This window comes from Bradyrhizobium manausense (genome assembly GCF_018129685.1).
Classification (GTDB): Bacteria; Pseudomonadota; Alphaproteobacteria; order Rhizobiales; family Xanthobacteraceae; genus Bradyrhizobium; species Bradyrhizobium manausense_D.
In genome coordinates this window covers 801,305-820,525 of the sequence record NZ_JAFCLG010000001.1, presented here as the reverse complement: position 1 = coordinate 820,525, position 19,221 = coordinate 801,305, and the positions used below count along the sequence as shown (strand labels likewise).

General features: G+C 63.8%; 23 protein-coding genes. 14 read left to right on the top strand and 9 right to left on the bottom strand.

Features of this window, described 5'->3' with window-relative positions; genetic code table 11:
• Positions 1-91 precede the first annotated feature (91 nt).
• Both JQ621_RS04045 and JQ621_RS04040 read left to right on the top strand, forming a co-directional pair.
• Positions 92-769 carry a nitroreductase gene (locus JQ621_RS04045; protein ID WP_212233105.1) on the top strand — a complete coding sequence of 226 codons (678 nt, stop codon included), beginning with the start codon at positions 92-94 and terminating at the stop codon, positions 767-769.
• A gap of 136 nt (positions 770-905) precedes the next feature.
• Positions 906-1,109, top strand: a complete 204-nt coding sequence (locus JQ621_RS04040; protein ID WP_212233104.1) for a hypothetical protein — start codon at positions 906-908, stop codon at positions 1,107-1,109.
• Between the two features lie 58 nt (positions 1,110-1,167).
• Here the strand turns inward: JQ621_RS04040 and JQ621_RS04035 are convergent, their stop codons facing one another.
• From JQ621_RS04035 to JQ621_RS04025, 3 genes are read right to left on the bottom strand one after another with little or no spacing between them, the layout of a single operon-like run.
• On the bottom strand, positions 1,168-2,283 hold the full coding sequence (locus tag JQ621_RS04035; protein WP_212233794.1) for an HD-GYP domain-containing protein: 1,116 nt from the start codon (positions 2,281-2,283) through the stop codon (positions 1,168-1,170).
• Positions 2,284-2,333: 50 nt separating this feature from the next.
• Positions 2,334-2,666: a PilZ domain-containing protein gene (locus JQ621_RS04030; protein ID WP_212233103.1), complete on the bottom strand. Its 333-nt coding sequence runs from the start codon at positions 2,664-2,666 to the stop codon at positions 2,334-2,336.
• Positions 2,663-3,763 carry a DUF2336 domain-containing protein gene (locus JQ621_RS04025; RefSeq protein ID WP_212233102.1) on the bottom strand — a complete coding sequence of 367 codons (1,101 nt, stop codon included), beginning with the start codon at positions 3,761-3,763 and terminating at the stop codon, positions 2,663-2,665. The genes JQ621_RS04030 and JQ621_RS04025 overlap by 4 nt, the downstream gene beginning before the upstream one ends.
• A 302-nt stretch (positions 3,764-4,065) precedes the next feature.
• On the opposite strand from JQ621_RS04025, the gene JQ621_RS04020 reads away from it, so the two are divergent.
• The 3 genes from JQ621_RS04020 to JQ621_RS04010 are packed head-to-tail and all read left to right on the top strand — an operon-like array spanning position 4,066 to position 6,681.
• Entirely contained in the window at positions 4,066-5,013 is a 948-nt protein-coding gene (locus tag JQ621_RS04020; protein WP_212233101.1) for a helix-turn-helix domain-containing protein, read from the top strand.
• Between the two features lie 52 nt (positions 5,014-5,065).
• Positions 5,066-5,656, top strand: coding sequence for an NADPH-dependent FMN reductase (locus tag JQ621_RS04015; RefSeq protein ID WP_212233100.1), 591 nt, complete (start codon positions 5,066-5,068; stop codon positions 5,654-5,656).
• A complete protein-coding gene (locus JQ621_RS04010; protein ID WP_249124642.1) occupies positions 5,656-6,681 on the top strand; it encodes an acyltransferase family protein in 1,026 nt (341 codons plus the stop codon). The genes JQ621_RS04015 and JQ621_RS04010 overlap by 1 nt, the downstream gene beginning before the upstream one ends.
• Before the next feature lie 12 nt (positions 6,682-6,693).
• Here JQ621_RS04010 and JQ621_RS04005 read toward each other — a convergent pair whose 3' ends face one another.
• On the bottom strand, positions 6,694-8,775 hold the full coding sequence (locus JQ621_RS04005) for a methyl-accepting chemotaxis protein (RefSeq protein ID WP_212233098.1): 2,082 nt from the start codon (positions 8,773-8,775) through the stop codon (positions 6,694-6,696).
• Between the two features lie 395 nt (positions 8,776-9,170).
• Here JQ621_RS04005 and JQ621_RS04000 point away from each other — a divergent pair, with 395 nt between their 5' ends.
• From JQ621_RS04000 to JQ621_RS03970, 7 genes are all read left to right on the top strand, one after another.
• Positions 9,171-10,124: a DUF2778 domain-containing protein gene (locus tag JQ621_RS04000; protein ID WP_249124804.1), complete on the top strand. Its 954-nt coding sequence runs from the start codon at positions 9,171-9,173 to the stop codon at positions 10,122-10,124.
• 63 nt (positions 10,125-10,187) lie between these two features.
• Entirely contained in the window at positions 10,188-10,445 is a 258-nt protein-coding gene (locus JQ621_RS03995; protein WP_212233096.1) for a hypothetical protein, read from the top strand.
• 87 nt (positions 10,446-10,532) lie between these two features.
• A complete protein-coding gene (locus JQ621_RS03990; protein ID WP_212233095.1) occupies positions 10,533-11,030 on the top strand; it encodes an SMI1/KNR4 family protein in 498 nt (165 codons plus the stop codon).
• 117 nt (positions 11,031-11,147) lie between these two features.
• Positions 11,148-11,846 (top strand): septum site-determining protein MinC, encoded by a 699-nt coding sequence (minC, locus tag JQ621_RS03985; RefSeq protein ID WP_212233094.1) that lies wholly within the window; start codon positions 11,148-11,150, stop codon positions 11,844-11,846.
• 21 nt (positions 11,847-11,867) lie between these two features.
• A complete protein-coding gene (gene minD / locus JQ621_RS03980) occupies positions 11,868-12,683 on the top strand; it encodes a septum site-determining protein MinD (RefSeq protein ID WP_212233093.1) in 816 nt (271 codons plus the stop codon).
• Positions 12,680-12,961 (top strand): cell division topological specificity factor MinE, encoded by a 282-nt coding sequence (minE, locus tag JQ621_RS03975; RefSeq protein WP_212233092.1) that lies wholly within the window; start codon positions 12,680-12,682, stop codon positions 12,959-12,961. Before minD ends, minE begins: the two co-directional genes overlap by 4 nt.
• A gap of 192 nt (positions 12,962-13,153) precedes the next feature.
• Entirely contained in the window at positions 13,154-13,339 is a 186-nt protein-coding gene (locus tag JQ621_RS03970; protein ID WP_212233091.1) for a hypothetical protein, read from the top strand.
• 20 nt (positions 13,340-13,359) lie between these two features.
• Here the strand turns inward: JQ621_RS03970 and JQ621_RS03965 are convergent, their stop codons facing one another.
• Together JQ621_RS03965 and JQ621_RS03960 are read right to left on the bottom strand one after the other, a co-directional pair.
• Positions 13,360-15,471, bottom strand: coding sequence for a PAS domain-containing protein (locus JQ621_RS03965; RefSeq protein ID WP_212233090.1), 2,112 nt, complete (start codon positions 15,469-15,471; stop codon positions 13,360-13,362).
• A 137-nt stretch (positions 15,472-15,608) separates the two neighbouring features.
• Positions 15,609-15,857: a hypothetical protein gene (locus tag JQ621_RS03960; protein WP_212233089.1), complete on the bottom strand. Its 249-nt coding sequence runs from the start codon at positions 15,855-15,857 to the stop codon at positions 15,609-15,611.
• 31 nt (positions 15,858-15,888) lie between these two features.
• On the opposite strand from JQ621_RS03960, the gene JQ621_RS03955 reads away from it, so the two are divergent.
• The gene (locus JQ621_RS03955; protein WP_212233088.1) at positions 15,889-16,083 is read left to right on the top strand and encodes a hypothetical protein; all 195 of its coding nucleotides are present in this window, start codon (positions 15,889-15,891) and stop codon (positions 16,081-16,083) included.
• Here the strand turns inward: JQ621_RS03955 and JQ621_RS03950 are convergent.
• The 3 genes from JQ621_RS03950 to JQ621_RS03940 form a co-directional block, all read right to left on the bottom strand.
• Positions 16,080-16,472 carry a hypothetical protein gene (locus tag JQ621_RS03950; RefSeq protein WP_212233087.1) on the bottom strand — a complete coding sequence of 131 codons (393 nt, stop codon included), beginning with the start codon at positions 16,470-16,472 and terminating at the stop codon, positions 16,080-16,082. The genes JQ621_RS03955 and JQ621_RS03950 overlap by 4 nt on opposite strands.
• 100 nt (positions 16,473-16,572) lie before the next feature.
• Entirely contained in the window at positions 16,573-16,803 is a 231-nt protein-coding gene (locus JQ621_RS03945) for a DUF6894 family protein (protein WP_212233086.1), read from the bottom strand.
• 384 nt (positions 16,804-17,187) lie between these two features.
• Entirely contained in the window at positions 17,188-18,267 is a 1,080-nt protein-coding gene (locus JQ621_RS03940) for a hypothetical protein (RefSeq protein WP_212233085.1), read from the bottom strand.
• Positions 18,268-18,605: 338 nt separating this feature from the next.
• Between JQ621_RS03940 and JQ621_RS03935 the strand changes: the two genes are divergently transcribed.
• A complete protein-coding gene (locus tag JQ621_RS03935) occupies positions 18,606-19,202 on the top strand; it encodes a L,D-transpeptidase (RefSeq protein ID WP_212233793.1) in 597 nt (198 codons plus the stop codon).
• Positions 19,203-19,221 lie beyond the last annotated feature (19 nt).

The window sequence follows — 19,221 nt, the reverse complement described above, 5'->3', positions numbered from 1 at the left end:
ACCGTTAGCATAGATTTGGCGCGCCACATTGGCAACCGGCGACGCCCAGGGATAGCAGGGCCGGCGAAAGAACGGGCAGGGAGGTATCGAGGTGGAATTCGAAGCGCTGGTCCAGTCGCGCCGCAGCGTGCGCGGTTTCAAGAACGAGCCGGTGCCGCGCAACGTGATCGAGGCGATCATCGAGAGCGCCAAGCGTGCGCCGTCGTCGATGAACACCCAGCCCTGGCACGTCCACGTGCTCACCGGCTCGCCGCTTGAAGAGGTGCGCCGACGCAACATGGACGAGATGGTTGGGGGTGCCAAGGTCAAGCGCGACATCGTCAGCCACGGCGAGTACCAGGGTGTGCATCGTAACCGCCAGGTCGATATCGCCAAGAAACTGTTCGGCGCGATGGGGATTGCGCGCGACGACAAGCCGATGCGGCAGGACTGGGTGCTGCGCGGCTTCCGCCAGTTCGACGCGCCGGTCTCGCTGGTGCTGACCTACGACCGCGTCCTCGATCCCGGCGCGGTCTGCCATTTCGATCTCGGCGCACTTTGCTATGGCATCGTGTTGGCGGCGTGGGATCGTGGTCTTGGATCGGTGATCAACGGGCAAGGCATCATGCGCTCGGACATCGTGCGCGAGGTCGCGGGGATTCCGGAGGACGAGGTCATCATGACCTGCGTTGCGATGGGTTATCCCGACGACAGCTTTGCCGCGAACGCCGTTCGTTCGGATCGCGAGGAGAACGACGAGTTCGTGCGCTATGTCGGCTTCGCTGACTAAGTTGGAGAGGGCAGGAGGAGAGTTTTTCCTGACGATATTTTTTCGTGCGGACTCGTTACGGCCTCTTGCAATCTCTATCGTGCAGGAGGAACAATACACGGACTCGAAGGTTTGATGCTGGCGCGAGGGAATTGACATGCGGCGGCTGGCTAGCCTGGTTCGACGGTTGTTCGGCCCGCGGATGCGGCGCCCGATCGATCATGATCCCAGTCTTCCTTTTACCCCTGATGAGTTCAGCAGGCTGATCCGCAGCGGCAAGCGCGAGGACATGAAGCTGCTCGCGGACGGACTGGCCTGTCGCTCGATCCCGCGCCGCATCAAATATCGGGCCACTCACTAGAATACCTGTGACGTGACCTTAGGAGCAGATTTCGCCCGCGAGCGGATTTTACGCGCGCTCAGCGTGAGAGTGCGACCTCCTTGAAGGAGGCGACCAGCGCCTTCTCCAGCTTTCCGGTCATACCGCAGAGAATATTGTAGGCCTCGTTGCGCGGCATCGTCGGCTTGTACTGCCGGTGCTCGATCAGCGCAGCGAAAATGTCCGAGATCGTGAGGATGCGCACGATGTCGTTGATGCTGCCGCCGGCCAGTGCGTCGGGGTATCCGCTGCCGTCGAGATATTCGTGGTGGTGACGGACCGCATCGAGAATTTCCGGCGAGATATTCTCGTGGTCCTTGAGGAAGTCGTAACCCGCTGCCGGATGCGTTTCGATCATCGCGCGCTCGTCGGCATCGAGCCGGCCCGGCTTGTCCAGGATCGCGAGCGGGATCCGAGCCTTGCCGATGTCGTGGAACATGGCCGCCGAATACAGGCGCTCCAGGTCGACACGTCCAACGCCGAGACACAATCCGAAGTCGATCGCGACCCCGGTCACCAGCAGGCAGTGCTGATAGGTTCCTTCGTGGTGGCGCCGCACCGTCGTGAGCCATTCCGACAGGCCATGCTGGGTGATGCGATCGGCAATCTGGCGGCCAGCCTCCTTGGCGCCATCGACATCGAGCGGCTGATCCAGTGTGACGGCCGTGAACATCGATGCGATGGCAGTCGCGGCCGTCTCGACCGCGTTTTCGGGCCGGGCTGAGCCGTTCGAAGCCTCGGCCGGCTCGGCCGGGTCAGCCAGCGCCGCCAGCAGCCTGATCTTGTTGAGCGGCCCGGGAAGGACCAGCGTCGCGCCAAGCGCATAGGCCTGCGAGATGCAGACGTGAGAAGAATGCTCGACGAGGAAGATGCGCTTCTTCGCCTTTGCAAGCTTTGCAGACCGCTTCTTGATCGCCGCAATGTTATCGACGTCGCGCAGCTCCGCGCGGATGACGATGGCGAAGGGCGATTGCGACAGCTTCGCTTCCGCGTCAAGCCGTTCGCCTGCGACGCAGAATTGCGGTTCGATTGCCGCGCAGATCCCCGACAATTTGTCGGAAGAATCCGCCAGGACATGCACGAATGGGCGCGCCGACTGCGCGGCTCGGATGCCGCCGCCTTTGACCGGGCTCGCTATGGTTCGCGCATTCTGCACGGCGGACATGGACCACGTTGGAGTTGAACGAGCTTGACGATGTCTCGAGCCTATTTGCCTGCGGGGGCGTTTTGCGCGGCGGCCGCTTTTCCGCTCGTTGCCTTCTTCTTGCCGTCCGCGGTGACGAAGTGCACGCCGGCCGTGGTACCGTCGATCCAGACCAGCTCGCAGCGCCGATAGGCGAGCCCCGTCGACGACAGCACCAGGAAGAATTCCTTGGCTTGCAGCACGTCGAGCGTCCCCTCGACCTCGATCTTGGCTCCGGTGTTCGACACGTCGATCAGCACGCATCTGCGCCGCCAAGTGCCGTCTGAACCCATCAGATTGACGGGTTGCCGGTGGTCCATTCTCACACGTGCGTCCTTGCGGCCATCGAATTTCATCGGCTATTCCCCATTCCCGCGCCGCGATCGCGCGTGTTCGCGCTCGCCGCGATTTCGCCCCAGCGCACCGTCCATTGGCTGGTCGACAGAAGAAGTGTCTCGAAGAGGTGTTGCGCGCGTTCGCGCTGGCCGTAGGAGAGCCGCGCGCCGCTGCGATTGCTCAGGATCGCAAGCGTGGTCGCCCAGTTCAGGCGCGAGGCCCGGCAGGCCATCACCAGGCCCTCGCAGTCATCGTCGCTCATGACCTGCTCGACGATCTCGATCGGAGCCCCTGACAGCACCGACAGGGCGGTGAACAGATTGGCGGTCTCGCCGCGGATCACGAAGCGATTCACCGTGGAATCGTTGAGCTTGCCCACGCGGTTGAGCGCAACGATCTCCGGCCTTGCACTGGCATAATCGGCAGGATTGGGGCACTTCGGCGGAGCAGGCGCAGGCGTTTGAGCGGGAGGCAGGCTGGAGGCATTGGGCCTCGCCGGGGCTTTCGGTCCGGGCGAAGCCGAGAGCAGCTTGCGCAAGATGAGGTCGGGCGTGCCGGGCCTGAGGGCCAGTGCCTTCGTGATCTCGTCGTCGGCCGCGCCGTTCTCGATGAGCAACGCGTAGACGGCATCGGAGAACTGGGCGCCGGCGTTGTCGATCAGGGCGAGGCGGACCGCGCGCGTGCCATGCGTGACGAGCGCCTCGGCCACGGCCGGTTCGATCCGATCACGGCGCGAGATCGCGAGTTGATGTGCTTCGTTGCACGATTTCGCGACCGCCGTCAGGTCGTCGGTTGAGAGCGCCAGCGATTTGAGCAGGAGAGGGCACGCGACATCAGGGTCGTCGTGGGATGCCAGATGTCGCAACGTGTGTTGCGGGGCAACATGGAGGGCAGCAAGTGTCTGGCTCAGTTGAGCCAGCGCGCCAGGTGGGACGCGCTCCGTCAGCCGAAGCAGGACCCCATCGACCACGTTGACCAGCAATTCCTGAGGCCTGTCGCGGCTGGACGTGAGCAGACGAACGATGCCCGACAGGATACGGGCGCAGCGATCCGGCGGACATGCTGCAACCGCGTCTTCCAACTCGACAAGAATATCGGCAGGCGAATTTGCCATCATGGCAGGGCCTGTACTCAAAAGACTACAACAAATGAACGGATGGTATTTCGCGCCAAAGTTGTTAATTAAATCTGTAGAGTTTGATCCTTAGGGTATTGACGCACCTTCTAAATCGCTGGAAATGATATCGAAATTTGGCAGGATACGAAGCGTTGGCCAGTCCTGCGAATTCGGTCCTCGCCAATAGATTGTAAGACGTTAGGATACGATTCCTTCGCGGTAGCGGGCAACCGGAAGGGGAGAAACCGATCCGGTACTGCCGCTGGATGGGTCCCATCTCGCGGCGTTTTTTTCATTTGGTCATGACCAGAGTTGATGATGCGCCGGGATTGGCGCCAAAGATATTTCGCTTTTCGGACGTCGATGAGTATCGCAGTTCGATCCGCGGCCTGAATGTCGAGTTTACGCCGTTGGTGCGAAGGATTGCTGCCGAGCAGATCATCCTGGGTCTGCCCGGCTGCGACGTGAACGTCACGCGCGCCTTTCCGCGAGTGGTTGACGCACAGCTCGCTGCCGATTGCACCGCGATCGGGTTTACGATGGACGATAGCGAGGTGCCCATTCGCTTCAACGGCGCGCGGCAAGATCGCTCCGTCATCGTCATCGGCGATGGCGGTTCCGCCTACAACACCGTCGAGGAAGTGCAGCGGCAAATCGCCTCGCTCGTGTTCAGGCCGCGCGTGACGGACCGTGGCTGGCCGGAAGCGCGGTCGAGCTTCAAATTGTTCGAGACCAGCACGGTCGCCCTCCACCGGCTGCGACGTGTCGTCACCGAGGTCGTGGCGGCCGCATACGAGCCGATCGACGTTGCCGAAGTGTCGTTGAAGGCGACGGCGATGCGGGAATCCCTGATCGTCGCGGTCGATGCGGCGATGGCCGACGTCGCTTCGGCCCGCTGGACGCAGTGGCCCAATGACGAGCGCAACTTCAAGATGTTTCAGCAGATCCGCGCGTTGCTGTCGGACGATCTCGCCCAACCGATCTACAGCGAAGAGATCGCGCGCAAGCTTGGCCTGTCGGTCCGCACCATGCATGACGTGGTGCGGCGCTATCGCGGCATGAGCCTGCATCGATATTTGCGCCTGCGTCGCCTGTGGCTGGTGCGCCAGCGGCTGCTCGCCGGCGCCGAGAGCGTCAAGGCCGTCGCGCTGGCATTCGGATTCTGGCACCTGTCTGATTTCGCACGAAGCTATCGCGACCAGTTCGGCGAGACGCCGTCAGAGACGCTTGAATTCGGGCGAAAGCGATAACGCCGCAATTCGGGGGAGACCCCTCTCGCCGTTTTGTGCTAGCCTTCCGTCCATGAGCAATCGCATCCTCGTCCTCTACGGTTCCTACCGTTCCGACCGCATGGGCATCCGCCTTGCGAATTTCGTCATCGATCGCCTGCGCAGCCGCGGCGAGGACGTCGAGTTCATTGACGCCAAGGCAATCGGGTTGCCGATGCTCGACCGCATGTACAAGGAATATCCAAAAGGCACAGCGCCCGAAGCGCTGGAAACGCTGGCCGGGCAGATCCGTGGCGCCGACGGCTTTATCTTCGTCACCGGCGAATATAATTGGGGCATTCAGCCCGGCCTCAAGAACCTCACGGATCACTTTCTGGAGGAATGGTTCTGGCGGCCGGCCGCGATCGTGAGCTATTCCGCCGGTCGCCTCTCCGGTGCGCGCGCCTCGACCGCCTGGCATGGAACGCTGTCGGAGATGGGCATGGTGGTGATCTCGAGCACCATCGGCGTCGGGCCGATCGCGCAGACGCTGTCCGCCGAAAGCGAGCCGATCGGCGAGGGCGGGAAGGCGCTGGAGCGCGCGTTCCCGCGCTTTGCCGATGATCTCGCCTGGTGGATCGAGGCGGCCAAAGCGCAGCGGGCGCGCAAGGCACCGCCGTATTGATGGAAGCGCATCGGAATTCGGCGTTTTTGCCGCGACTTGAGGCCATACGTGGGTACGCGGCCCTCTCAGTGCTTGCGTTTCACGCCTGCGCGCATTCCTGGGACATCATCGCCACCGGAATGGCGCCGGTCGTCGTCTTCTTCGTGCTCAGCGGGTTCCTGCTCGCCCGATCGCTTGATCGCGATCCTGATCCGATCACCTTCGTGCGCCACCGGCTGTTCAGGCTGCTGCCGGCCTCAATCGCGACGGTCCTGCTGCTGACGTTGGCCCATCAGAGCTTCGGCTTCTACATGGGCTTGACGCCGCCATCGTTCGACCGGCTCAACGTTATCCTCAATTCGCTTCTCATCAAGAGCGACATCAACGGCGTGATGTGGTCCCTGACCGTGGAGTGCGTCGCGATTCCGGTGATCCTGATGTCCCATGCTCTGCTGAGGCGTCATGGAACGATGCCCGTGTGGTTCTTGGTCGTCATTCTCGTCGCGCTCTCGTTCTGGGGACCCTACGTGCACCTGCTGGAGGGCGCCACCAATCTTGCGCCGCTTTATGCCTTTATCGTCGGCCTGCTTCTGCAATCGGGCGGGACCGCTCCGGGCAATGAATCGCAATCGACGCTACGGCCGTCTCGGGCGACCGTGGTCGCCTCCGCTGCGTTTGGCGTCATGTTCATCGTCGCGGTTCGCAAGCAGACCGCGGTCACGATTGGGTTCGAAACTCTTTGCGCGTCGGTGCTCGTGGGCCTTGCGGCCTTCGGTCCACGGACGCTGGCCGTCCTGCGGCCGTTCGATGTCGATGTCGTTCGGTTCTACGGGCGAATATCTTACAGCTTCTATCTTTTGCACGTGATCGGACTTGCGATTGCGGTCCGGCTGCTGCCGTTCGACCAGCAACCGGTCGCACGCGCAGCGATCCTGTTCGTGGCGGCGTTGTTGATCACGACGCCGGCGGCGTGGCTGATGTGGCGCTTCGTCGAAGTGCCTTTCGTCGACGTCGGCCGCAGGCGGATGGCGATGGAATCCGCCTGAGGCCGTCGTCCGCTACGCCGCCCTGACTTCACCGAGGAAGCGGTCGAACTGGCTGGCGAGGTCGCGCGACTGGGTCGAGAGCTGTTCGGCGGCACCCAGCACGTCCCTCGCGGCGCTACCTGTGTCGTCGGCGGCGCGCTGTACACCCGTGATGTTGGAGCTGACCTCCTGGGTGCCGCGGGCGGCCTCCTGAACGCTGCGGGAGATCTCCCTGGTCGCCGAGCCCTGTTCCTCGATGGCGGCGGCTATCGCCGTGCCGATCTGGTCGATCTCGGCGATGACGTCGGCGACGTTTCGGATCGCGGTGACGGTTTGGTCGCTCGCGGTCTGGATCGCCGTGATCTGCTCGGAGATTTCGGTGGTGGCCTTGGCGGTCTGGCCGGCCAAGGATTTCACTTCGGATGCGACCACGGCAAAGCCGCGGCCGGCGTCGCCGGCACGGGCGGCCTCGATGGTGGCGTTGAGCGCCAGCAAATTGGTCTGCTCGGCGATGCTCTGGATCAGCGTGACGACGTCGCCGATCTTCTGCGCGCCCTCGGCGAGCGCACGCGCGGTGTCGCCGGTGCGGCGGGCGTTGTCGACGGCGCGGGTCGCGATCTCCGTTGATTGCGCAACCTGACGGCCGATCTCGGCGATCGATGAGCTGAGCTCTTCCGTTGCGCTTGCAACCGTCTGCACGTTGGTCGAGGTCTGCTCGGAGGCGGCGGCGACAATTGCGGCCTGGCTGTTGGTCTGGGCGGCCGTCGAGGTCATCGACTGCGCGGTGCTCTCCATCCTGGAGGACGCCTGCGACAGGCCGCCGACGAGCTCGGTGACCTTGGCCTCGAATGCGCGGGTCAGTTCGTCAAGCGCCTGGGCGCGTCGCATCTTGCCGTCGTTCTCGGCCTGCTTCTCGGCGGCGAGCCTGTCGGCGCGGATCATGTTGTCCTTGAACACCTGGACGGCAGTGGCCATCGCCCCGATCTCGTCGGAGCGTTCGGCGCCGGGGATTTCTGCGGCAACGTCGCCGTCGGCGAGCCGCGCCATCCGCGTCGTCAGGCTGACGATCGGGGCGCAGACGCGGCGGCGGACCATCACGACGAGGCCGACGCTGGCGATCAGCACGGCGAGCAGGCCGACGAGTGCGATGGTGAAGCTTACGCGCGCGGTGGCGGATGCGCCGGCAAGGATCTGCTCGGCGTTGTCGTAGAAGGCGTCGCGGACGCCGATGATTGACCCCAGGCCGCGTTGCGATCCAACGTAGAAGGTCTCGACGTCGATTTCGTATTTGCCACTCGCCGCGCCGTCCTTGACGAGCTTCAAGTCACGGCCGAAACCTTCCACATAGACCGAGTTCAACGTCTCCAGCGACGCAGCGACGTTGGCGGGCGTGGTCGGATTGCCGCGCAATTCCATCAGCGAGATCACGAGCTGGTCGTTGCGGCCCTGCATGCGGGCGACGTCGACCTTCTCGGCATCGGTCGCGACCTTCTTGCCGCCGACGAGGTTCTTGTGCATGCTGGCATTGAGGCCGCCAATGTCGCGCAGCGTCATCGCGATGTTGGCGTAATTGGCCTGGCGGTAGGCATCGCCATTGAGGATCGCCATGCGGCGCACCTGCTCGTTGAGCAGCACGGTCACGCCGTTGTTGAGCACGGCATTGTCGGCGACGATCTTCCTGGCTGCATCCTTGCGTGCGTCCGCCGGCCCCGCGATCGCCTTGTCGATGGCCTCGCGCAAGCCGGTGAGCTTCGCATTGATCGCGTCGATGTTGCCGCCGATGGTGTTGCCGTCGTCGAACGAGCCGGGCAGCTCCTTGCGCAGGGCGTCCATCTTGTCGCGTGCGCCGTCGGTCTGCTTGCGCAGCTTGTCGTGTTCGCTCAGCTGGCCCGGGTCGACGGTTGCGGGTCCGTAGAGGATGTTGGTGGCGAAGCCGCGCTCGGGGTTGAGATAGCGCGGGATGTCGCTGACGGCGCGGACGATCGCGAGCCGGCCCTGTGCCTCCGTGATCCGCTCCATCGTCTGGTACTTGGTGACGGCGACGTAGACGGCGAGCCCGCCGCCAACGGTCGAGAGCGAGACGATGGCCGTGGTCAGCAGCGTACCGATTTTCATGAACGATCCGGCAATTTGGGACGGGCGGAGAATGATTTTTCTCGGGAAAAGTAAGGCGAGCCCGTTAAGCGCGGGTTTACGCTGTGTGCGCTGGCAGTTGTGCCGGCCAGGTCTTTCGATCGAAGGCTGCGAGGGCTGAGAGGACTTCCGCGCGAAAAGGCGGGCGGTGGGCTCTTGCGAAGTGCTCAAGATGGCAAATACGGTTATATGATACCTCAAACTTTCTTGCCGGCCGTGATTATGCCTAACTTTTGGCTCCCAATATGCTAGCTGGTAGAGAGTCTCCGGGTGGGGTTGGGTCCCCCGGAGGTCGATTTGGGGATCTGATGGTTTCCGACCGCGCAAGCGTCGAGGGGCAGTTGTCGCGCCGCCGTGTTGGGCGTGCCGAGACAATATTGCTGTCGATGGCTGCCATCGCGCTGGCGCTGGGCGCTGCGGCATGGGTCGCGGACATGGGCGATTCCACGCCGCTTGTTTCTGCCGCACTGCCGCCGTCCAATACACCGTCATTCGAAGACCGTTTCGCGTCGCTGTCCGGCAATCCGCCCCCGCGCGACCTTGGTCTGCGCACGATGGAACGCTCCGCGCTGAATGCAGTCCAGCTCAAGCTTCGCGACGCCAAGGCGATGCTCGCCCAGAAGCTCCAGGGCGACGACTGGCGCTCGACCCTTGTTGATAACGATCAGCCGGCGACGATCGATGAGCGACGGCCCTCGCAGCGCGCGGACGTCGTCCCAATGCCGCGCTCGCGACCGGTCCAGGCCGATCTCTCCGCCCAGATCGCTTCCAGCCAGGCCTATGCGGACACCAATCCCAGGGTCGACAACCGCAATTTCTTTGAGAAATTCACTGACAAGATCAGGCTGGCCTCGCTGACGCCCGGCGACGGTCTGCTCGGCAGGGCGCCGGATCTCGCCGCGCTGGGCTACGATTCGAAGACGGCGGTCTATGACATCTCGGCCAAGGCGCTTTACCTGCCGAGCGGCGTCGCGATCGAGGCCCATTCGGGCATGGGCGCGCTGATGGACGATCCCGAGCATGTCGACCAGCGCATGGTGGGCGCGACCCCGCCTGCGACGTACGACCTCAAGCCGCGCGAAAAACTGTTCCACGGCGTTCGCGCGCTGCGCATGACCCCGACCGACGGCACCAGCGCACTCGGCCGCGTCGGCCTGCTCACCCACACCTACATGCTTGGGCCGCGCGGGGATTCCAACGGTTGTGTCTCGATCAAGGACTATGATCGCTTCCTCAAGGCCTACGACAATGGCGAGTTCAACCGCCTGGTCGTGGTGCCGAACCTGAAGGATGCGACGACCGCCTCGCAGCGCGCGAGCACCGATTCCTGATCTCTGCCGGGACGGCGGCTGCCGTTTGCCCTTCATTAAGCCGTTGTCGTCCAGAAGCAGCCCATGAGTGATCCACAGAGCTCCGAGACCCCGCTGCGCACGACGTTCAAGATCAAGCTGAACGGTGACACGCTGGCGATCGCGACCGTCGGCCAGGCCTATCAATTCCTCACCAACTTCAAATCCGTCGAGTGGATGGAATTCCGCTCGCTCCATGAGGACGCCGTCCAGGCGCTCGAGGGCGCGGCCGGCAACGCCATGCTCGCGGTCCAGGCGACCAACGCGGTGCGCGCGCTGTTTGTCAGCGCGAAGCTGCTCTGAGGCCGCGGTCCTTTCCTCTCGTCTCGAACCGGCGTCGTTATGGCTGCGACGAAGCCTTGGCGCGCGTACGCGCCATGGAGAGACCACATGGACATTGCCAAATTCATCGCGGGCGTCGATAGCGCTGCCGGAGAAGCGCCAACCGAAGCCGCGCTCGCATCGTTCGAGAAAGCGCTTGGTTGCCGTCTGCCGGATGACTATCGCAGTTTCGTGCTCAACTGCGCCGGCGGCTATTTCCGGGGCTCGGCCGAATTCAACTGGCCGCAAGGGCATTGGGCCGGTGCGATCCAGGAGGTGCTGGGATTAAGAAGCGACAAATGCTCGCTGGTGCGGACGCGACAGACGCCGCAATGGCCAACCGTCGACGAGCTTCTGTGGATCATGAGCGACCACGGCGGCAACCCGATCTGCATGACGATCGACAAGGCTCATTTCGGCCGGATCTGGTTCATCGATCACGAGGTCGCCGAATACGAGCAGCCCTGGACGCTCGCCGAAGCGATGTCCGACAGATGGGGCTACGTCCTGCCGCTCGCACCGACGTTCACCGACTTCATTGCGGGCGTGTACGAGGAAGCTGACTAAGCTCTGGGAACGCTGGCCTTCCCATCCTCCCACGTAACTCCACGGAGAAATTAACCAGCCATTAACCATATCGGCCGCATCGTTAACCATTCGATAACAGGGAACGAGTCGGCCGCCATGGAGGCTGCAGCAAAAGTCCAACGCCAGATGGTGCGCCTTCGCGGGCGCTCCTATGTGGCCTTCGTGTTCGTGCCGACGGTTCCGATCCAGGACTGGCTCCAGGAGATCGACGCCACCATCGCGCGCTCGCCCGGCTTCTTCGCCGGCCGGCCCGTGGTGATCGATCTGTCCTCGGTCGACCTCAGCCGGTCCGGCATCAATCACCTTCTCACCAGCCTTCGGGACCGCAACATCCGTGTGCTCGGGATCGAGGGCGTGGAGGAGGCGCGGCTGACGCCGGCGATGCCGCCGTTGCTGTCGGGCGGACGCAGCTGCGTGATCGAGCCGACCGCACCCAAGAAACCTGAGGCGAAGGCCGAGACCAAGCCGACCTCGCTCTTGCTCGAAAGCCCGGTACGCTCCGGCCAGACCATCATCTTCCCGGAAGGCGACGTGACCATTCTCGGCTCGGTCGGCTCCGGCGCCGAAGTCGTCGCAGGCGGTTCCATCCACATCTACGGCGCGCTCCGCGGCCGCGCCATGGCGGGCGTCAACGGTCACGCGAGCGCGCGCATCTATTGTCAGAAGATCGAGGCCGAACTGCTTGCAATCGACGGGTTTTATCAAACTGCCGACGATATCGACGCGGCCTTGCGCGGCCGGCCTGCCCAAGCCTGGCTCGAGGGCAGCACCATGCGAATTACAGCGCTGAACTGACCAGTCAAGGAGGATATTTCAATGGCCAAAGTTCTGGTCGTCACATCGGGCAAGGGCGGCGTCGGGAAGACCACGACCACCGCCGCGCTGGGAGCTGCGCTCGCGCAACGCGGCGACAAGGTTGTTGTGGTCGATTTCGACGTGGGCCTGCGCAACCTCGACCTCGTGATGGGTGCCGAACGCCGCGTGGTGTTCGACCTGATCAACGTGGTGCAGGGCGTCGCGAAACTCCCGCAGGCACTGATCAAGGACAAGCGGCTGGAGAATCTCTGGCTGCTGCCGGCCTCGCAAACCCGCGACAAGGACGCGCTGACGGAAGAGGGCGTGGCCAAGGTCATCGCGGACCTGCGCAGCCGTTTCGACTGGGTGATCTGCGATAGCCCGGCCGGCATCGAGCGCGGCGCCTCCATGGCGATGCGCTTTGCCGACGAGGCCGTGATCGTCACCAATCCGGAAGTCTCATCGGTGCGCGACTCAGACCGCATCATCGGCATGCTCGATTCCAAGACCGTGCGGGCCGAAAAGGGCGAACGCGTCGAGAAGCACATTCTCATCACCCGCTACGATCCATCCCGCGCCGCGCGCGGCGAGATGCTGACCATCGACGACATCCTCGAAATCCTGGCAACGCCTCTGCTCGGCATCATCCCGGAGAGCCAGGACGTGCTGCGAGCCTCCAACGTCGGCACCCCGGTGACGTTGTCCAATGCCGAAGGCGCACCCGCGCGGGCCTATATCGATGCCGCGCGCAGGCTCTGCGGCGACACCGTCGCCATGCAGGTGCCGACCGAGCGCAAAGGCTTCATGGATCGTCTGCTGCGACGGAGGGCGGCATGAGCATGGGTCTGCTCCGGCTTCTCCGTGGCAACAAGGCGTCTGCTCCCGTCGCTCGCGAACGGCTGCAGATCCTGCTTGCGCATGAACGCGGACTGCGTGGCCAGCCCGATCTGCTCGGTGTGCTGCGCGAGGAAATTCTCGCCGTCGTCTCCAAGCACGTCACGCTGGATCCGACCAAGGTGATCGTGCGGCTCGAGCGCGGCGACGAGGTCTCGACCCTCGAGGTCGATATCGAAGTGCCCAACGATTTCGAGCCCAAGAGAGTGGCAGTCGGGTAGGGGTGCCCGGCCAGTCTTTGGGGTGGGTGAGAAGGCGGTCCGCTGGGCACAGCGGGCCGCCTTCTATCATTTGGATGGTCAAGAGCCGATGTGATCGGCGACGGACGGAACGAGCGTTGCGGCAAAATCGTTGGCGGAGACCGCGGAGCGCCGACGGCGGGTGCCGCGGTGACCACAAACGGAGAGCGCCCCATGATGTCCGAGGTCCAGGTCCACACCGTCGCGCGGCAGATGCTGGAACAGCATGGTTTTGCGGCGATCGCGAAGGCTTCCGAACAGGCGCAGGCCTGTGAGGGCCGCGGGGAGGCCGATGACGCCAGGGAGTGGCGCCACATTGCCGACGCCATGAAAATCATGCGCGGGCCGCATCAGGGCTGATGTCCCGGGATCCCAGCCCGTCAGCCCGGGTCGGTTCCGTCTTTGATCATATCGAGCACGCGGCCTGCCAGCGCCTCGACGACGAACGGCTTGGTCAGCACCTGCATGCCCGGCGCGAGTTGGCCGTTTCCGATGATCGCGTTCTCGGCATAGCCGGTGATGAACAGCACCTTCAGTGATGGCCTGGTCCCGCGCGCCGCATCTGCGAGCTGGCGGCCGTTCATGCCGCCGGGCAAGCCGACGTCGGTGATGAGCAGGTCGATGGTGGCGTCCGATTGCAGGATGTTCAGTCCGGTCGGGCCGTCATGTGCCTCGATGACGTTGAATCCGATCTCGTCCAGCGCATCGGTCAACAGCATGCGGATCGACGGCTCGTCGTCGACGATCAGGATGGTGTGGCTCGCCTCCGGGCGCGCCGCGTTTTTCGTTGTCAGCGCTGAAGGCTTTTCAGCCTCTTTGCCATAATGACGCGGCAGATAGAGACACATGGTGGTGCCCTGGCCGACCTCGGAATAGATCCGCACCTGGCCGCCGGACTGGCGTACGAATCCGTAGACCATCGAGAGGCCAAGGCCAGTGCCCTGGCCCATCGGCTTGGTGGTGAAGAACGGATCGAAGGCGCGCTCGATCACGTCGGGCGCCATGCCGACGCCGGTGTCGGTGACGCAGAGCGAAACATACTGTCCGGGCTCGAGATCGCGTTCGCCCGCGCCATGCTCGTCGAGCCAGCGATTGGCGGTTTCGATGGTGATGCGGCCGCCTTGCGGCATCGCGTCGCGGGCATTGATGCAGAGGTTGAGCAGGGCGTTTTCAAGCTGCGATGCATCGATCAGCGTTGCCCACAATTCGCCTGCGGTGACAACCTCCAGCGCGATCTCGGGCCCGACGGTGCGGCGGATCAATTCTTCCATCCCCGTCACGAGCCGGTTGAGATCGGTTGGCCTTGGATCGAGCGTCTGCCGCCGCGAGAAAGCGAGTAGCCGGTGTGTAAGCGCGGCCGCGCGCCGGGCCGCGCCTTGCGCAGCGGCCACGTAGCGGTCGACCTCCTTGACGCGGCCCTGGCTCAGCCGCGTCTGCAACAGTTCCAGCGAGCCGGTGATGCCGGTGAGCAGGTTGTTGAAGTCATGTGCGATGCCTCCGGTCAGCTGGCCGACCGCTTCCATCTTCTGGGACTGGCGCAGCGCCTCCTCGGCCTGACGCAGGCGCTCCTGTTCCTGGAGACGTTCCGTGACGTCGTAGACGAACTGGTAGGCGCCGACGAGCTGACCGTCGCCATCGTGCAGGCAATTGAAGCGCATTTCGTAGGATCGGCGGGCGCGGCCGGGATCGCCGAATTCGGCGATCTCGACGAACTCCTTGCCCGCAAGGGCCTTGGACCAGATGGCATGGATGGCGTCGCGGTGCTCGGGTTGATCCTCAAGGAGTTCAAGCATGTTGTCACCGACCTTCGGCATGATACCGAAAATACGGTGAAATTCCTGGGCGGACGCGCTGTTGATCGCAAGCCAGCGGAAGTTGGGGTCGACGACTTGCACGAAGGCATTGGTGCCCTCGACGATGTCGGCCATCAGCTTGCGCTCGGCCAGAGCCGCGACCACCCGCGCTTCCAGGTTTTCGTTGAGCTGTTGCAGGGCCTCTTCGGCGCGCTTGCGCTTGGTGATGTCCTGGAACAGCACGGCAACCTGCTTGCGGCTGGCCGGCTCGACCCGGAAGGCGGCCAGTTCGAGGTAGCGTCCGGTCGCGACCAGCTCGCGCTCGAAACGGATCGGTACGCCGGTGCGCAGGACGCCGCCATACAGCTCGACCCAGCCGTCGGCTTCATCAGGGACCATCTCGCGGACCTTCTGGCCGACCACATCAGGAATGCCGGCATGCTGGGTGTAGGCGGGATTGGCCTCGATATGGATATAGTCGCTGAGCGGGCCGTGCGGACCGTCGAAGAACTCGATGATGCAAAAGCCTTCGTCGATCGAGTTGAACAGCGTGCGGTAACGCTCCTCGCTTTCGGCGAGCGCGGATTCCGCCCTTTGCCGCTCGGTGACGACGGCGCTCCGCTGCGCCTTGAGGCGTGCGTTTTCCTCCTCAAGCGCCTTCAGGCGGCGTTGCAGCTCCTCAAACTCGATCGAATCCACAAGCGCTCGCGGGGTTGCGTGTCCAGGTGCTCCTCAGCCCTGCCTCCGACACTTTAGCGGGCCTACGCACCGCGGCAAGCAAGCTGCCCGGGCTCAACCCTGACTAGGCCGGCCGGTTCCCGCTCGGTCTCCGCGGCCTACCGCTCGCCCTGGTCGGCGCCTTGCGTCACCTGCTTGCGCTGCGTCTGGGGCTGCGCACGCTCCCCCGCCTCCTTGCACGGGAGTTGCTGCCACGATCCATCGGCCGCCTGCTGGTAGGCGCTGCAGGATGATGAGGTCGCCTTGTCCTCGCCCTTCGGGGCGTCGGAGTTCCTCGCCAGGGCTGGGGCCGCCAGCACGGCGCTCACCGCAAGCGCGCCGGCGAAGACGAGATCAAGTGTCCGCATGGGGGTCTCCTGATGAAAGAGGGTTCTCCTGATGGAAGATGCCCGCATGCTCGCCAGGAATGTGACGATTCTGTGCCGCGACGACGATTCCGCCGCGCCGTGCTTAACAGCTGAACCGTGCCCAAAGCGCGATGAGATCTGGATGACTCGTCATCGCGCTTTAGATTGTTGTTTGCGCATGATCTTTCCGGAAAACCGCTTCGCACTTTTCCGGATCATGCTTTAGCCGCCCTTGCTGCGGATCAACCCGGCAAGATTGGCCTTCTGCTTTTCGCACCAATTGCTCATGCCGAGCCGGCGCTGGTCGAGATCGGTCGTCTGCGTTGCGACCGCGACCTCTGCCATGATGTCGTCCGACTGCTTCTCGCCCATCTTGCCGCCGGTGTGCATCCAGGCAATGGCCTTGCGCACCTGCTCGGTGGTGCCGTCGGGCAGCTGCATCTGCTGCGCCTTCTGCACCAGATCCGGATAGGCCACGTCCGTGCCCGGGCACTCGACCTTGGCGGCAAAGGCCTGCAAGACCATCGTCACGTAGTTCGAGCGTGTGTGGTCGTCAGCGGCTCGGGCTGAGGTTGCGATCAGCAGCAGGCCTGCCATCAGTAACGGGGCGCGCATTCCCAGGGTCCTCCTCATTTTTTGAGGAGGCTACCGTCCTGCGGGCCGCTCCGCAATGGTGCGGGGGCCCGATTGCCGCCTGTTCGTGCGGTGCGGGAGCCTAGCGGCGCCAGGCCGGCACAGGATCGAGCGGCGTGCGATAGACCTCGTTGTGATCGCGATCGGTGACGCGCACGGCGCAACCCTTTCGCTGCAACTCAGGCTTCACTTGCGACAGCTCACTCGCCAATTGAACGGCGCGATCTGAAGCGACCTCGATATCTTCGAGGATGATTCCGCCCTGGTTCTTGAACTCTTCACCGTCAACGAGATCGAAGGAGTAGTACGGCATCCGAATTCCCCGGTGTGACGATCCAAATCTTCACAAGAAGGCTTCAACCGAAGCCTTCAACGCATGCTGGATATCGTACCACTGAGTCGATCTCCAACCGATGAACGGAGCGCGCAATCTCTGTGCGTATGGCGCAGAAATGATGTGCAGCATTCCAACGCGTTAAGATTTTATTAAATATGTTCGCCTGATCATGAGGCATTGGAATTGCAGCAGAACCGGGCTCCGGGAACCGGCAGCTGCAAGAGAAGGCCGGCGGCATAGATCCCGACGGCCTTTTCTCTTTACGCCCTGAGACGCCTGACCGTAGTAACATCACCGTAGTCGTACGGTCTCAGATCACGGCATCGAGTCGGGCAGCTTGCGTCGTCGATTGATGCGGCTCTAGTGCAACGGCATCGGTGGACGCACGACAGGTCCGTCATCATCGGCAACGGCTTGCGTCGTCGCGACCGGTGGTGCCACCGGCGGTGGCACCGCGGCAGCCTGTGACGGCGGCGCGAGCGGCGTGGGCGAGTAAGCCGGCATGTAGGTGTGCGACACCACGGGCTTCGGTTTGCGAACCGGCGGCGGCAGCGGCGCCGGAGCGTGCGGTTGAATCGCCGATACGCGCGCGGGCAAATTGATCGGTGGTTTTGCTTCGGCTGTCGGCTTCGGTGTTGATGGCTTCGCCACCTCGCGGACCATCTGCTCCTGACCTGCCTTCAGCTCCGCAATGTTGGCCTTGAGCTGCTCGATTTGCCGCGCCATCGCCGCGATGTCGCGCGTCATCGATTCCACCGATGGTGCGGCGACGACGGGCTGTGTCGTGGCAGGCGCAGGTGCTGCGGCGGCGCTCTGCGCCGCAGGCGCTGGTGCCGACTGATCGGCAGCCTGATCCTGCGCAACGGGTGGGGCGGCTTGCGCGGACGGGCCAGGCGCCGTCGGCGATGACGACGGCAGCAGCGATGCCAATGACGGTACCCATTGGGCGAGCATCTGCGTCGCGGTGTCGCCGTGTTGCTCCCAGGCAATGGTGGCGGCGGCGCTGCCGCCTGCAAACAGGAACGTGACGAACGCGCCGCGAAGCCACTTGCCCGCGGCGGATCGCCGCTCGCGGTTGCGACCGTCGTCCGCCGTTACGCGCACCGCGGTATCGACCGAGGGCGCCGCTGCCTTCGGCTCCAGCGCTTGCGGCTCCAAGGCTTGCGGCTCCAAGGCTTGCGGCTCCAAGGCTTGCGACTCCAAGGCTTGCGGCTCGGGACCGGGATTGACCCTTGGCTCCAGATTGATGGCGGGCGCCGGCGCGAACTTCGGCTCCGGACGCGTCGTCAATTCTGGCGCAAGCGTTGGCGCTTCGCTGCCGACGCGCGAGGCTCTGATCACGTCAGGCGAAATTTGCACGGCGTCGTGCGGATCGTTGTCCTTCATCGTGTCCTTCACGATCTCATCGACGATTTGCCGGCTGTTCAGCATCGCGAGCATCGCAGCTCCTTTGACCCCTCGGTCGTTCGCATTGGCGCGAGCCGATTGTTGCGTGAGCCGATCCAGATCTGATCAGGTCGGCCCGATGTCGCACGAGTCCAGCCGGGTTTGACCAAAGCAAGGCGAGGGAGTGGAGAGATCGCGACCGTCTTCCGCCCCTGTGGTGATGGAACCAGCCGCGCCGAACACGGCCACATGTTCCGCACTGCCTTTTTTTCAGCACGATTTGCGCCCCATCTGATCCCGCTGGGGGCGCTGCTAACCGCTATCGGGGGCCGGCGGTGCCAAGACTCTCAATCGCACTTTTCGTTGCCGCCTTGCTGCCGCTCGGCGGCTGCATGCAGGCGACATTGTCGCCATCGACCGACGCGAGCATGACGCCGCGAGATCGGCAATTGTTGGCGAACGCGCCTTATGCCCAGGCGAACGTGCCGGAGCAATATCTCCGCCATATCGTCGATTATCCGCGCAAGGAGCAGCCGGGTACGATCCTGGTCGATACCGATGCGCGCTACCTCTATTACGTGCTGCCCGATGGCAAGGCGATCCGCTATGGCGTCGCGGTCGGCGAAGAGGCGATGGCCTTCTCGGGCGTCGCGCGTGTCGGCCGTCTGGCGGAATGGCCGGATTGGGTGCCGACCCCGGAAATCCAGGCGCGGCTTGGGCCCTATCCGGCGCGCGTGCCTGGCGGTCCCGCCAATCCACTCGGCGCACGTGGCATTTATCTCTACGCCGGCAACAAGGACACGCTCTATCGCATCCACGGTACCAACCAGCCGGAATATATCGGGCAGGCGATCTCGTCGGGTTGTATCCGGATGCGCAACGAGGACGTGATCGATCTGTTCGACCGGGTGAAGCTCAACGCGACCGTCGTGGTGCTACCGCCGGGGCAGAACGCCCAGATCGACTCGGGACCGAGCTGGCACGGGTGAAGCGTGCGGCGCTTGCCGA